This is a genomic window from Paenibacillus sp. FSL E2-0190, assembly GCF_037992965.1.
Taxonomy (GTDB): Bacteria; Bacillota; Bacilli; order Paenibacillales; family Paenibacillaceae; genus Paenibacillus_AQ; species Paenibacillus_AQ odorifer.
In genome coordinates, this window is sequence record NZ_CP150306.1 from 228,585 (window position 1) to 242,146 (window position 13,562).

A 13,562-nucleotide genomic window follows, 5' to 3' on the forward strand; every position below is an offset into this window, starting at 1 on the left:
TAGTCAGGTTAATGGCATTAGCACTGGCATTCCTCTTCAACGAAATGGACAAGTTGTTTCATAAGCGCTATCGCTTCGTCAAACTCAAGTCTGTAGAACATTTCCGTGCCCTTCTTCTGAACCTTAAGCAGCCCTGCTTGCCGTAATATTTTCAGATGATGAGAGACTGTAGGCCGGGACATGGGGATATGCTCTGCAATTTGGCTCACATTCATACTCTCTTTGTCGATCAGCAATGCAATGATTTGCTGACGTATAGGATCTCCCAATCCTTGGAAATAGGGGCTTAAATTCTCAAAAATGTGAATCGCCTTCTGATTACTATTAGATTCGTTCATAACTCCCTCCGTTATAATGTTTAATTGTTTAAACGTATCATAATATATTTCAGGGAATAATTCAATGCGTTGATAATCTCCGTTATTTTGGAGGAATCCTAGTTTATTAAATATAATCAAGGGACATATGGATATTTGTATTAAAATTGTGAGGTCATATGGTAAGGCGGTTTTATGGATGAACTCAAGTAAAAAATAATCATGTCCTTAAACAAAAGACCCCTCGATGGGTGTCTTTTGTTTAAGGAATTCCAGAAGGTAGCATACAAAGCTCGGCTTATTCGCGGGGATAAAAAAGGATCAATAAGAGGCTGCTCCTTTTTATGTTCTATTTTCCACTAGGTAATAATTTATTCAATAATATTGCTGCCAATGAAGCAGCTAGGATAGGTGAGCCTAATAAATACTGTACGAATGTAGGCAAAGAGTTCAAGTAGTCACCAGGAATGAGTACCAAAGCCAAGGTGATAATCATTGGTAAGGCAATAATGTACATTTCTTTTTCGCCGATGGTTACATTTTTCATTACTTGCACACCATTAATTGCGATGATGCCGCAGATGATGGCGAAGACGCCGCCGATTACAGCGGATGGAATGGAAGAGATCAAAGCGGCGAGTTTACCAGAACAACCAAAGAGGACAAACCATCCTCCTACAGCGAGAAAAACCCGGCGGCTGGCAACACCTGTAATGGAGATGATCCCTGCATTAGTTGAATAACCTGTAACAGGAGTCGAACCGAGCACAGACGCAATAAGACAGCCAATTCCTTCTCCAATTACGCCGCGGTTAATATTTTTGTCTGTCAAAGGTTTATTGATTACATTGCTGACCGCAAACCAGGTGCCTGTTGTTTCAGCCAGCAGCACGATATAAATAATAACCATGGTGATAATAGCTGAAAAGTTGAAGGAAAAGCCGAAATCAACAAAAGCGATCCGCGGCATGCTAAACCACTTGGCACTACTTATCGCTGAGAAATCTAAAACGCCCATAATATTAGCGGAAATACATCCGACTACTAACGCCATCATTACGGAAAGAATTCGGAAGACAGATCCTTTATTACGGAACAAAGTACCGAGAACCACAAAAATAAGCAGTGTAGCACCTGAAATAAGGGCTAATAATACATTTTGATTAATTGAAGCCCCGGAGGCTCCGTAGATATTATCTCTGATCGCAACAGGCAATAAAGATAGACCTACAATGAAAATGATTGTGCCACCTACGATAGGCGGGATAAAGTTTTTAACGATTTTATTAAAAATCCCCGCATAACCCAAAATAATAACCAGGCTGGCCCCGATTAAGCTGGCACCTAACACGGAGCTCCAACCGAGCTCTCCGCCACCACTAGCTGCATAAATACTGACGATCGCACCCAGCGGAACATAAGAAGGACCTTGAGCGATAGGCAGCTTCATACAGAAATAGGTTTGCACAATCGTTGCAAGTCCTGCGGCAATAAAGGTGGATTGGATTAACGCGCTGGACTGATTGGGCTGTAAGCCGATTAACATCGCAATAAGGAATGGCACTACATAGACATCCATAGCCAATACATGTTGAAAGCCGAGAATGACGGATTTACTAAATGAAACTTTTTCATCGGGTAGGACAGTTAGTAGCTGTGATTCCAAATGTGCTTGCTCTTGTACGTTTACTTGTGTTTTCACTCCGATGCCCACCTTAAGTTTTCTAGTTTAATTAATCTTTAACGCGAATGAACTTTTTCACCCTGTACCCAGACTTCACGGATATTTTCAGGTCTAGCCAGGTACATTATCTTTTGAAAAATATCTTGCAAATCTTCACTCTCATCAAAGACGGGCAATTTCGCCGAGGGTACTTTCGTATCGATTATTTGAACATCCCATGCATAACCTTCTAGTAACCGGCCGATAGGTAAGCTTAAGCTTTCTCCGCCGCCAGCGGTAGCAAGATAAAAGGATTCATGGATCGTAATTCGTGATCCCGGTACTCCGCGGTTTTGTGCAGAAAGTGAGGGATTCACACCATCCTCCAGCATTCTTGAAGACATTACGGCTTGTCTAATGTTGTCGAAGAGACTAGGTGAAAAACCTCCGGAAATATCAGAGCCTAAACCAATCTCAACGCCTTTGGCATGGAAGTCAGCGATCGGAATGACACTATTGGCAAAATACGCGTTGGATATCGGACAATGCGCAATAGCTGTTCCTGTCTCTGCAAACAAATTCACATCATCTTCATCTAAAAAATTACAATGTGCCATGACAGATTTATCACTGAGCAGACCAAAATCATGCAAGGCAAAAGCATCGTTCTTCTGGAACCGTTCTTGCACATAACCATGTGCCCAATCACTTTCACTACAGTGCGATTGAACATACGTATCATATTTAGCGGCTAGTTCTCCCAAGCCTTGTAAAGCCTCATTAGTGCAGCTTGGAATGAACCTTGGTGTCACTACTGGATAAACGCCTTGTTTAGTAGATTTAGCGAGTTCTTGTACAGCTAGTATAAATTCTTCCGTATCCACTAGTGCGGTGTGGGTGTCGGAGTCACGGTAATTCTCAGGATTTCCCTGTGGATCGTCCATAACCACTTTTCCAACGAGTCCACGTTGCCCTTTTTCCGCACATATTTTAGCCAATAATAGACTGGCCTCTTTATGCACCGTTGCAAAATAAAGTGCTGTAGTGGTTCCGTTTGCGAGCAAAGTGCCAACCACGTCATCGTAGACTTTTTTTGCAAAAGCCAGGTCCGAGAATTTAGACTCCAGTGGGAAGGTATAAGTATTTAGCCAATCATAGAGCGGGATATCTAATGCAGTTCCAGATTGAGCCCATTGTGGCGCGTGGACATGCAGATCGATAAAGCCGGGCAAAAAATACTGGCCTTCGGCTAATACATGAAAATTGTCCTGACCTTGATAAGCATCAAGCAAGGGTTGATAGTCGGGGTGATCCGGTGCAACGATCATTTCTATCATCCCATCCGAATTGATACAGAAGAGATGATCCTTTAAAATTTGTATTTCTTTTGGGGATAGGCTAGAAAATGAAGTGCCTAGGAATATTTGCATATAATTTCTCATGATTTCCGCCTTAATGTTCGTCTTTTGGTGTGCATTCGTTATTATAATCCGTGAAAAAGGATAAGTCCAGACCAAAAGTCGAATAAAGGCGTAATTGACGGATAGGAGGAGCTGAAGAATTGAAAGCGAATATGACACATAGACGTCACGTTCGCTAGGCTAGAATACAGAAAAAGATAGAGTGAAGTAAAAAATGCTGATCGGCTTCGATTTCTTTACGGTTATAGGAAATGAATGCGGTTACTATCTTGTGATATAATAGATGAAATCGATCAATAGTTTGAGAAAATTGGATTAGGAGTGTTGCCTGGATGAGAAGATACAACATTTGGCGCCCGTTGATGTTAATTATTGTTGCTGTACTTACAAAAAGCTTGGTCACTAACCTATGTATTTTGTTTGGTATGCAGGCTGAATCAGCAAGTAGTATGGGGACGCTGGGCATGGTCATTGCCGGTTTAGTGATGTACAATCGCATGACAAATCGCCGACGTAAATAAGCTGGCCGGATAGATTATAAACGTCTGGTTATTATGTTATAGTAAAGATTGAAATAAAACTTGTATCGACCTGAAAAGGAGTACTTCATGACACAGTTTGTCTACAAACAAATTATTGATGACTTAAAAATGAAAATTTTTGCTGGGCAGTTTCCCGATATGAAATTACCGGATGAACGAACGCTTAGTGAAACTTATCAAGTGAGTCGTAGTTCTATTAAAAGTGCTCTGACTAAAATGGCAAATGCCGGCATTATTTTTAAAAAGCGTGGCTCAGGGACATTTATAAATCCTTTATACATAAAAAATGAATCTATTTTTAACTACGAAGGCTCTAATTTAGGTGTCACCGACAATTTTCAAATGAATGGGAAGAAGCCAAAGATTAAAGTTTTGAAATTCGAGGTCATTCCACCAACGGAAGATCTGCAACGGGATCTGTTTTTAGGCCCACATGATTTTGTATACAAAATCGTTCGCTTGCGTCTTTTTGATGATGAACCCTTTATGATTGAAACAGGTTATATCCCAATCAAAATTGTACAGAATTTAAATCAGACCATTATTGAAGGATCTATCTTTAATTATTTGGAGGATTCACGAAATCTGGCGGTAACCAAATCCTTTTTATCGATATCCGCAGAACCCTCTGAGGCTACGGATCAAGAGCTGCTGCATTTGCAGGCGAATGAGCCAGTAAGCATTATGGAAGGGATTTTCTTTTTAGATAATGGCACGCCATTTGAATTCTCCCATATGCGCTTCCACTATAAATACTTAAAATTTAATACCTTTGTGTCCGTTCATTAAAAGTAAGACTGGGGAATTTTTCTCGGTCTTATTTTTTTTATTTTGCGCAAAATAGATGAAGGGCAAGTAGTAAATATCCCCCGCAAACTCCAGCCCATATTTTTACATATATATTAATATTGACTTATTTTTACTGACAATTTACACCGTTTTTCATACTATGTTCATATTTTCACAAAATTGGACCGTATCATTTGTTGAAAAGGTTGAATTAATTTTTCGCGGCGGTATGATGTACTTGTGGAAGAAATTACGGCAATGTAGACACAGAAAAAATTTTGGGGAGTGGAAGAAATGGTATTATCCATGGATGTTGATTACTCATCAAAAACTTATTTAGAGAAGCTTGATGCATACTGGCGCGCAACTAATTACATCTCTGTAGGTCAACTGTATTTGAAAGATAATCCGTTGTTAAGAGAACCGCTGAAAGAAGCAGACGTAAAGATTAAGCCCATTGGACACTGGGGAACTATTCCTGGCCAGAACTTTATTTATGCCCATTTGAATCGGGTCATTACTAAATATGATTTGAATATGTTCTATATCGAGGGTCCCGGTCATGGCGGTCAGGTCATGGTTTCGAACTCCTATCTCGATGGTAGCTATACTGAAATTTATCCGGAAATCACACAAGATATCCCAGGTCTGAAGAAATTGTTCAAACAATTCTCTTTCCCAGGTGGAGTTGCTTCCCATGCTGCCCCTGAAACACCTGGATCGATCCACGAAGGTGGCGAATTAGGTTATTCTCTATCCCATGGTGTAGGTGCAATTCTGGATAATCCAGATTTGATCTCCGCTGTTGTTATTGGTGATGGAGAGGCTGAAACTGGCCCATTAGCGGCTTCATGGTTCTCCAACCGGTTCATCAATCCAGTTACTGATGGTGCAGTTCTGCCGATCTTGCACTTAAATGGTTTCAAAATCAGTAACCCAACGATTCTGTCTCGTCAATCCAAAGAAGAAATTACTGCATACTTTAAAGGTATGGGTTGGGAACCGTTCTTCGTTGAAGGCGAAAATCCTGATCTAATGCATCCGGAAATGGCTAAGGTGCTTGATACCATCGTTGAAAGAATTGAAGCGATTCAAAAGAATGCACGTGACAACAATGACCTTACGCGTCCGGTTTGGCCAATGTTGGTCTTCCGTTCTCCTAAGGGCTGGACGGGTCCAAAGCAATGGGATGGTGTTCCGAATGAGAACTCTTTCCGTGCCCATCAGGTGCCGATTCCAGTGGATCAAAAAAATATGAAGCATGCTCCGGCGTTATTGGAGTGGATGAACAGCTATAGACCAGAAGAATTATTTGATGACAATGGTCGTCTGAACGCTGAACTTGCTGAGATTCTGCCAACTGGCGACAGACGTATGGGAATGAACCCAGTTACTAATGCTGGCAACCAAATTAAAGATCTAAACTTACCGAATTTCCGTAAGTTCGCACTTGATAATTCCAAACCAGGTGAAGTAATAGCACAAGATATGGCCGTTCTGGGTAAATACATGAAAGATGTTATCTCTCTGAACGAAGAGAACCGCAATTTCAGAATTTTCGGACCGGATGAAACAATGTCCAACCGTCTGGGACCTGTCTTTGAAGTAACGAAACGTCAATGGTTGGATCAAGTGATTGAGCCGAATGATGAATTCCTAGCTTCTTATGGCCGTGTTATCGATTCCCAATTGTCTGAACATCAGGCAGAAGGTTTGCTTGAAGGTTACGTATTGACAGGTCGCCATGGTTTCTTTGCAAGCTATGAAGCTTTCTTGCGTGTCGTGGATTCGATGATTACTCAACATTTCAAATGGCTGCGTAAAGCAACAGATCAAAGCTGGCGTGCGGATATTCCATCATTGAATGTGGTAGCAACTTCAACTGTATTCCAACAAGACCACAATGGTTACACTCACCAAGATCCAGGTTTGCTAGGTCACTTGGCTGATAAAAAACCAGAATTTATCCGTGAGTATTTGCCGGCTGATGCCAACTCCTTGCTGGCTGTCTTTGACACCGTCTTAAATGACCGTCAAAAAATTAACTTGATTGTTTCTTCCAAACATCCTCGTCCACAATGGTTCAGTGCGGATGAAGCACAAGAGCTGGTGGATAAAGGACTGAAGATTATTGACTGGGCAAGCACCGATCAAGGTGGAGAGCCTGATGTTGTCTTTGCTTCTGCAGGTACAGAACCAACTATCGAAAGCTTGGCTGCCATCTCTATCCTGCATGAAAAACTGCCGAACCTTAAGATTAGATATATCAATGTGGTAGACTTGTTGAAACTGAGAAGTCAAAAATTAGATCCGCGTGGCTTATCTGACGAAGAGTTTGATCAATTTTTCACAAAAGATAAACCAGTTATCTTTGCTTTCCACGGATATGAAGGTCTGATTAAAGACTTGTTCTTTGATCGCCATAACCATAACCTGCACGTACACGGATACCGCGAGAATGGCGATATCACAACACCATTCGATATGCGCGTATTGAATCAAATGGACCGCTTTGACTTGGCGAAGGAAGCTGTTCTGAGCTTGCCTAATGCTAACGACTATAAAGTGATCGCAGATGAAATGGATGCTATCGTTAAGAAACATCACCAATTCATTCGTGAAGAGGGTATTGATTTGCCAGAAGTAGAGAACTGGGAATGGAAAGCTTTGAAATAAGCGTATAGCCAGTACCATAGGAAGTAATACAAAAAGACACCTTTAGAGGTGTCTTTTTATTTGTTTAAATAACCATACAAAACAATTATAATCATTTTTTCATCTTTACCACTGTAAATATATGTGAGTAAATAGGTGGGTAAAGAAAGGGGAGAAATGTATGACATCTATTGATAAACTTCCCAAGTCTATAGAAATACAGCTTACAGAACAACCTTTATTTCACTCTGTATCTGATTTAATGAAAGATGGGCAATTCGGTGAGCAGTGGCTTGTATTGACTGAGAAGGAGATTTCCGTTTGGGGAACGGACGGGAAACTGGTCTCAAAGCTTCTAGTCTCGAATATTACTGATGCCCGGGTAGTAGGCGGGGTAGGCGGCGGATCGTTGCTTGTGGATACCCAAGAGGGGCCTATTATAATTATACGTTATACAGCATCACTTACCTCTATATTTGGTTTTGCTTCTAAATTAATTGGCGCTGTAGCTAAAGGCGAGGAACGGCCAACCGCTTCTGAAAAAGAGTTTCCAAGGAATTGTCCAAAATGCCGCAATCCGCTGCCGGAAGATTCGCAAGCTTGTCCGGTGTGCAAGAGTAACGGCAAGGTTCTATTTCGGATGCTGAGCTATGCCAAGCCTTATAAGATCCAAATGATCGCTGCGGCGATTATGCTGATTTTTACTACATTGGTAGAGCTTGTTCCACCTTTTTTGACGAAGATGATCGTTGATAATGTGTTGACAGAAAAGGATAAGGGCTCAACGCTTCTATGGATTGTGATCGGGCTAGCAGCCACGTCCTTAGTAATTACTTTAATGCAGACTGTACGTGGACTTATAGGGGTATGGATTGGTTCCAAAATCATGGGTGATCTTCGTCATGATGTGTATCATTCCTTGATGAAATTATCTTTATCTTTTTTCGACCGAAGACAATCTTCGCAATTTATTGGACGGGTGAATAATGATTCAGAGGCGATGCGGCAATTTATGACTGACGGTGTAATCTGGGTCTCGGGTGAATCGCTGCGGGTAATCGCTATTTTCACTATTATGTTCAGTATGGATTGGAAGCTAACGCTGCTTGCTATGCTGCCTATGCCGCTTATGGTGGTGCTGTCGACCGTGTTATGGCCGATGATTGGCAGACGTTGGTACCAGCAGTGGAGATCTATTTTTAGATTAAACGCTTTGGTTGGCGATTCTTTGCAGGGGATTCGTGTAGTCAAAGCATTCGGTCAGGAAACAACAGAGATGTCACGTTATACAGTCGCCAATAAGGAGCTGGTTCGGCATAATATTCGGATCGAAGGCTTATGGCAGGGGATGTTTCCTGCTTTTGCGTTGGTTGCTGGTGTGGGTACGTTATTAATTTGGTTTTATGGCGGGAAAACGGTGCTACAGGGCCAATTATCCATCGGTACGCTAATCGCTTTGGTGACCTACCTTGGGATGCTTCTCGGACCTTTGCAGTGGGTGAGCCAAATGATCAACTGGGCCAGCCATGCGATTTCAGCAGCAGATCGGGTCTTTGAAATTATGGATACACCGTCAGATGTGCCTGATACTGTGAATCCAGCAGCCATCGGCCGCGTAAACGGTGAGGTTGAGTTTAAGCGGGTTACTTATGGATACGAAAAACATCATCCTGTGCTCAAGAACGTGGATTTAAAAGTGGGTGCGGGCGAGATGATTGGTCTGGTCGGACATTCAGGTGCCGGTAAGTCGACGTTCATTAATATGATCTGTCGCTTCTATGACACAGATGAGGGAACCATTACCATCGATGGTGTGGACATCCGAAATATCAGCCAGTCAGATCTGCGTAGTCAGATCGGTGTAGTGCTGCAGGAGACGTTTCTATTCGACGGAACGATTGCTGAGAATATTGCCTATTCTAAACCGGACGCTACGGAATTAGAAATCATGCGTGCTGCAAAAATCGCCAATGCCCATGATTTTATCGTTCAATTGCCGGATGGCTATGATACAAGAGTTGGGGAACGTGGGCATAAATTGTCCGGTGGAGAGAAGCAGCGAGTGTCTATTGCCCGAGCAATAATTCACGATCCGCGAATTCTAATCCTAGATGAAGCAACAGCTTCTGTAGATACAGTGACCGAGCGGCAAATTCAAGAAGCGATCTCGCGACTGGTAAAAGGCAGAACGACATTCGCGATTGCCCATCGATTATCCACGCTAAGAAATGCGAACCGTCTTGTAGTGCTTGAACGCGGGAAGATCATTGAAGTGGGTACACATGAGGAATTGCTTGCTGCAGAAGGTGCTTACTTCAAGCTAGTTGAGGCACAGAAGGAAATGTCGCAGATTAAGGGGGTTGAGATGCATGAGTGATCCGAATCTTGTTAACGGGGAATTGAATCCTAAAGATCCCTATGAGATTAACATTCTTGAACCGGGTGCAATCTCTTTTAGCCGCAGTCAAGGTGGCGTGTTTCAAGGAGTGGTGGAGGGTCAGGTATATGAGGAATTAATTCTTTTTCGAATATTTCCTTTTCAATACACCACGGAGTATATTTCCGTCCGTAACTCCAAGAGCGAGGAAATCGGGATCATTCGTGACATTAATCAGCTCGATGAAGAAAGTCGGGTGGAAGTGGATACAGAGCTCCGGCTGCGGTATTTTCTCCCGGTTGTAACCCGCATTGATTCTATTAAGCAAAAAGCGGATATGTGGATTTGGGAGCTGCAAACGAATCTGGGCCAGACCCGGATCGTTATGCGGAACCTGCACGAGCATATGCAGTATCCAAGTCATAAACGAATCATTCTTACGGATATCAATGGAAAAAGATGCGAAATCCGTGATTATCTAGCCCTGGATGTTCAGAGCCGAAGCAAGCTGAAGGATGTTTTATAGTCTAGTTATGAAAAAGCTCCGCAGCCATTTGTTGATGGCCTGCGGGGCCTCTTTTTTTATCCGTAGTTTCTGCTAAGGAAAAATTTGATGGCGTTCTCTCTTCGGTATGGTAATATATTACAACCGGATCTTTACCATAGGGGAGGTATGTGAGTGAAGCATAAATGGATCAATTCGCCGTACACCTTTGCTTTAGGGATGTTTGCGATGATGGTTCCCAGTCAGGCATTTAGTTCATTTTACAGTTACTTTTATGTTGAAAAATTAGGATTGGGCATTGGACTTGCTACATTAGCCAGAACCATCTTTCTGATCTGGGATGCGGTAAACAATCCGTTATTCGGCTATTGGTCAGATCGCACAGATACTCGTTTGGGTCGACGCAGACCATGGGTGTTTGGCTCAATTCCGTTATTCATGCTGGCATTTGTACTGGTTTTCTCCCCTCCCGGCGGATTATCTGAAAATGGATTGTTCACTTGGTTTCTAGTCACACTTATTTTCTATGAGGCTGTTGCCACTGTGTTATGGGTGAATTATGGAGCGTTACTCCCGGAGCTCTTCCGTGGAGACCGTATTCGGGCAAAAGCCTCCGCGATTCAGCAAGGCTATCAAGTTGTAGCTTTGTTAATCGGTACTGCCTTAACTCCAATTATTTTTGCAGCTATTGGTTTCTCTAATATGGCTATAGTGTATGCCTGTCTCTTTGGAGTGTTTATGTTTTTATGTATGATGAATGTCCAAGAAAAGAAGGAGCTCACAGAGCAGGAACCCTTGAAGTTGATTCCGGCTTTTCGGGAGACCATTCGGAATAAAAAGTTTTGGGTGTTTAATATTTCGAACTCTTTTGCCCAAACGGTGAATGGACTTGTAAGCTCGATGATCCCTTTTTATGCAAAATATGTACTTCATATCTCCGAGGCTCAGGTATCGATTTTACTCGCAGCTGTTTTTGTTTCGGTCATTCCATTAGTATTCGTGTGGTACTGGATGATTCGTAAGATGGACGGGGTCAAGGCGTGGCGGTTATCACTGATCTTATATGCGTTATCGGTAATTCCGTTATGGTTTGGTTATGACCTCTTAAGTGGCGTGGCTGCTGGCGTAGTTGTCGGTTTCGGATTAGCCGGATTTCTAGTAACCCCAGCAATAGTAGGTGGCAAGATTATTGATGAGGATGCGGAAAAAACAGGTCTGAGAAGAGAAGGAATCTACACGGCTGTAAGCGGATTCATTACTCGTTCAAGCGGGTTAATCTCTGCGTTAGCTTTTTTCATTGTAGGTATGATCTTTGGCTATCAAGGCGGCGATGACCCAGGGTCCAATCCTGAAGCGACATTTAGGTATTTAATAAGTGTGGTGCCATTATGTCTGTTGGCCATAGCTGTTGTCATATCCTTCACAATGAAATTTACATTTATGGACTCTTTGAGAGGTGAGGCTGACTATGAACAAAAAATTAATCATCAATTGTGATGATTTTGGGCAAAGTCCCCCCATGAATCAGGCGATTAAACATCTGCTGGAAGAGGAAAAGGTATCCTCAGCAACGATTATGGCGGTGGCCCCTGGGTTTGAGGAGGCAGCTGCATGGTGTATTCGCAGGCAACAACGGAATGTGGGACTTCACTTGACGATGACTAGTGAATTTGAGGCTTTGCGCTGGGCGAGCCTGACGGGAGAGACTTCTCTTCATGACGAGAGCGGACATCAATATAGGACGGTAAAAGAGTTCGAACAGGGGGCGCAGACAAAAGCCGTACTAAAGGAGATAGATGCGCAGTACGAGCGAGTAAAACAGTCGGGAATAGTGATTAGCCATGTAGACAACCACATGGGTAGTTTATACGGAATGGAAACAGGACGCAGCTTGCTACCGCAGACGTTGTGGAAAATTTCGCGCTGGGGATTGCCCTCACGATTCTTCAGATACATCCATGCTGAGGATCCGCTTTTGGCATCGCTGAAAAATATTGAACGACCAGTTGCCCTTGGAGCAGGGCTGGCGGATACGTTTGGGGTGCCGATTCCCGACTACTTGCTATCGCATCCTTTTGGTGTAGAGGAAGGCGAGACGTATGAAAGTTTTAAAAGATCTATTATTGCTAAGCTGTATTCGTTGCCAGATGGCGTTAGTGAGACCTATATTCATCCCGGGATAGACGATCCATGGATGCAAGAAAATATTCCGCACTGGAGTAAGCGAGTTTGGGAGTATAAGTTGCCCTTTGATGATGATTTTACCTATGCCCTCAGTGATGCTAAGGTTGAATTGACGAATTATCGTTATGTACAGGAGCATCTAAAACGTCCACGGTTAAGATCTGCAGGCAGATTGTTAAAGAACCTGATAAGATTATGAGCAAAAATAAAAGACACCTTGAGGGGTGTCTTTTGATTATCCCATTAATCCTTTTAGCCCGTTAAGGAAGGGGGAAATAGATTTAATCATATTGTAGCCCATCTTCATAACCGGCATAGTTTTTTGTACCATTCCAATAAAGTTGCCGATTCCCCCGAACCCGCCAAATCCGCCAAAACCACCGCCTCCAGAACTGGCAGCCCCTGCTCCTGCGGAGCCTAGAGCGCCTCCACCCATTCCGAAAAGTGAGCCGAATAAGGGCATTAATCCTGATACGTTTGCTTTCCGAGAGCGGGAAGAAGAGTGTTTTTTTGATTTTCTGTGTTTGTTTTTACGTGGTTTGGAAAGGGTCAGTCCATTCTTATCGAGGCCGGTTATCCATCCTATATACGTACGTCCATCATGTAACGTAATGCACACGGGTCTACCTTTCAGCTGTTCAGCACGTTTGCGAATCTTCGTTGTATTTGCCATTTGTGGATCACCTCATTGGTCTATTTACTTCTATATTACTCAGATATTTTTGTGTTGCTTGTGCTAGTTCATCATAAAAAAATATTTGGGTGAAAGAGCTGCCACTTGAATTGATGCCCATAATAATTCATTACACTCATATAATTTAATGTGCGATAAATAAATTATGGAGGGGTGAAAACTTGATATCAGCATGGATTGGGAGTATTACTTTTTTGGGAGCAGTGATTCTTTATATACTGCTGTCTCTGGGATTGCCTTATGGGGAATTTGCAATGGGAGGAAGGCATAGAATTATGCCTCCACAAATGAGAGTCGCGTGTGGAGTTTCAGTAGTGATACAGCTAATTGCCATCCTGTACTTATTGCAGGCAGGGAATGTGATCTCTATTGGATTACCTTTTGATAGAAGGGTATGTTATTTTTTTGCCGTCTA

11 protein-coding genes are annotated in these 13,562 nt (G+C 42.6%); 7 read left to right on the plus strand and 4 right to left on the minus strand.

Translation table 11 applies throughout. The features are described 5' to 3' along the window. Nucleotides 1-17: 17 nt before the first annotated feature. The 3 genes from NST25_RS01080 to guaD form a co-directional block, all read right to left on the minus strand. A complete protein-coding gene (locus NST25_RS01080; protein WP_076126921.1) occupies nt 18-338 on the minus strand; it encodes a metalloregulator ArsR/SmtB family transcription factor in 321 nt (106 codons plus the stop codon). A 328-nt stretch (nt 339-666) separates the two neighbouring features. After that, on the minus strand, nt 667-2,019 hold the full coding sequence (locus tag NST25_RS01085) for a solute carrier family 23 protein (RefSeq protein ID WP_340393198.1): 1,353 nt from the start codon (nt 2,017-2,019) through the stop codon (nt 667-669). Nucleotides 2,020-2,057: 38 nt separating this feature from the next. Continuing rightward, a complete protein-coding gene (guaD, locus tag NST25_RS01090; protein ID WP_340393199.1) occupies nt 2,058-3,422 on the minus strand; it encodes a guanine deaminase in 1,365 nt (454 codons plus the stop codon). 311 nt (nt 3,423-3,733) lie between these two features. On the opposite strand from guaD, the gene NST25_RS01095 reads away from it, so the two are divergent. The 7 genes from NST25_RS01095 (at nt 3,734) to NST25_RS01125 (ending at nt 12,652) form a co-directional block, all read left to right on the plus strand. Then, nucleotides 3,734-3,922: a hypothetical protein gene (locus tag NST25_RS01095; RefSeq protein ID WP_036687195.1), complete on the plus strand. Its 189-nt coding sequence runs from the start codon at nt 3,734-3,736 to the stop codon at nt 3,920-3,922. A gap of 87 nt (nt 3,923-4,009) precedes the next feature. Then, nucleotides 4,010-4,732: a GntR family transcriptional regulator gene (locus NST25_RS01100; protein WP_076206068.1), complete on the plus strand. Its 723-nt coding sequence runs from the start codon at nt 4,010-4,012 to the stop codon at nt 4,730-4,732. A gap of 294 nt (nt 4,733-5,026) precedes the next feature. Then, nucleotides 5,027-7,408 carry a phosphoketolase family protein gene (locus NST25_RS01105; RefSeq protein ID WP_340393200.1) on the plus strand — a complete coding sequence of 794 codons (2,382 nt, stop codon included), beginning with the start codon at nt 5,027-5,029 and terminating at the stop codon, nt 7,406-7,408. 160 nt (nt 7,409-7,568) lie between these two features. Further along, nucleotides 7,569-9,764 (plus strand): ABC transporter ATP-binding protein, encoded by a 2,196-nt coding sequence (locus NST25_RS01110; RefSeq protein WP_340393201.1) that lies wholly within the window; start codon nt 7,569-7,571, stop codon nt 9,762-9,764. Continuing rightward, nucleotides 9,757-10,290, plus strand: coding sequence for a DUF1854 domain-containing protein (locus tag NST25_RS01115; protein WP_340393202.1), 534 nt, complete (start codon nt 9,757-9,759; stop codon nt 10,288-10,290). The genes NST25_RS01110 and NST25_RS01115 overlap by 8 nt, the downstream gene beginning before the upstream one ends. 153 nt (nt 10,291-10,443) lie before the next feature. Next, entirely contained in the window at nt 10,444-11,766 is a 1,323-nt protein-coding gene (locus tag NST25_RS01120; RefSeq protein WP_248549190.1) for an MFS transporter, read from the plus strand. Further along, a complete protein-coding gene (locus NST25_RS01125; protein WP_340393204.1) occupies nt 11,738-12,652 on the plus strand; it encodes a polysaccharide deacetylase family protein in 915 nt (304 codons plus the stop codon). The genes NST25_RS01120 and NST25_RS01125 overlap by 29 nt, the downstream gene beginning before the upstream one ends. 36 nt (nt 12,653-12,688) lie before the next feature. On the opposite strand, the gene NST25_RS01130 is transcribed toward NST25_RS01125, so the two are convergent. After that, entirely contained in the window at nt 12,689-13,126 is a 438-nt protein-coding gene (locus NST25_RS01130) for a hypothetical protein (protein WP_076126935.1), read from the minus strand. Between the last annotated feature and the right edge of the window lie 436 nt (nt 13,127-13,562).

Bases quoted from the DNA above. Each gene is read 5' to 3' on its own strand.
- NST25_RS01080 (WP_076126921.1), bottom strand. From the start codon at position 338: ATGAACGAATCTAATAGTAATCAGAAGGCGATTCACATTTTTGAGAAT.
- guaD (WP_340393199.1), bottom strand. From the start codon at position 3,422: ATGAGAAATTATATGCAAATATTCCTAGGCACTTCATTTTCTAGCCTA.
- NST25_RS01095 (WP_036687195.1), top strand. From the start codon at position 3,734: ATGAGAAGATACAACATTTGGCGCCCGTTGATGTTAATTATTGTTGCT.
- NST25_RS01100 (WP_076206068.1), top strand. From the start codon at position 4,010: ATGACACAGTTTGTCTACAAACAAATTATTGATGACTTAAAAATGAAA.
- NST25_RS01105 (WP_340393200.1), top strand. From the start codon at position 5,027: ATGGTATTATCCATGGATGTTGATTACTCATCAAAAACTTATTTAGAG.
- NST25_RS01110 (WP_340393201.1), top strand. From the start codon at position 7,569: ATGACATCTATTGATAAACTTCCCAAGTCTATAGAAATACAGCTTACA.
- NST25_RS01115 (WP_340393202.1), top strand. From the start codon at position 9,757: ATGAGTGATCCGAATCTTGTTAACGGGGAATTGAATCCTAAAGATCCC.
- NST25_RS01125 (WP_340393204.1), top strand. From the start codon at position 11,738: ATGAACAAAAAATTAATCATCAATTGTGATGATTTTGGGCAAAGTCCC.
- NST25_RS01130 (WP_076126935.1), bottom strand. From the start codon at position 13,126: ATGGCAAATACAACGAAGATTCGCAAACGTGCTGAACAGCTGAAAGGT.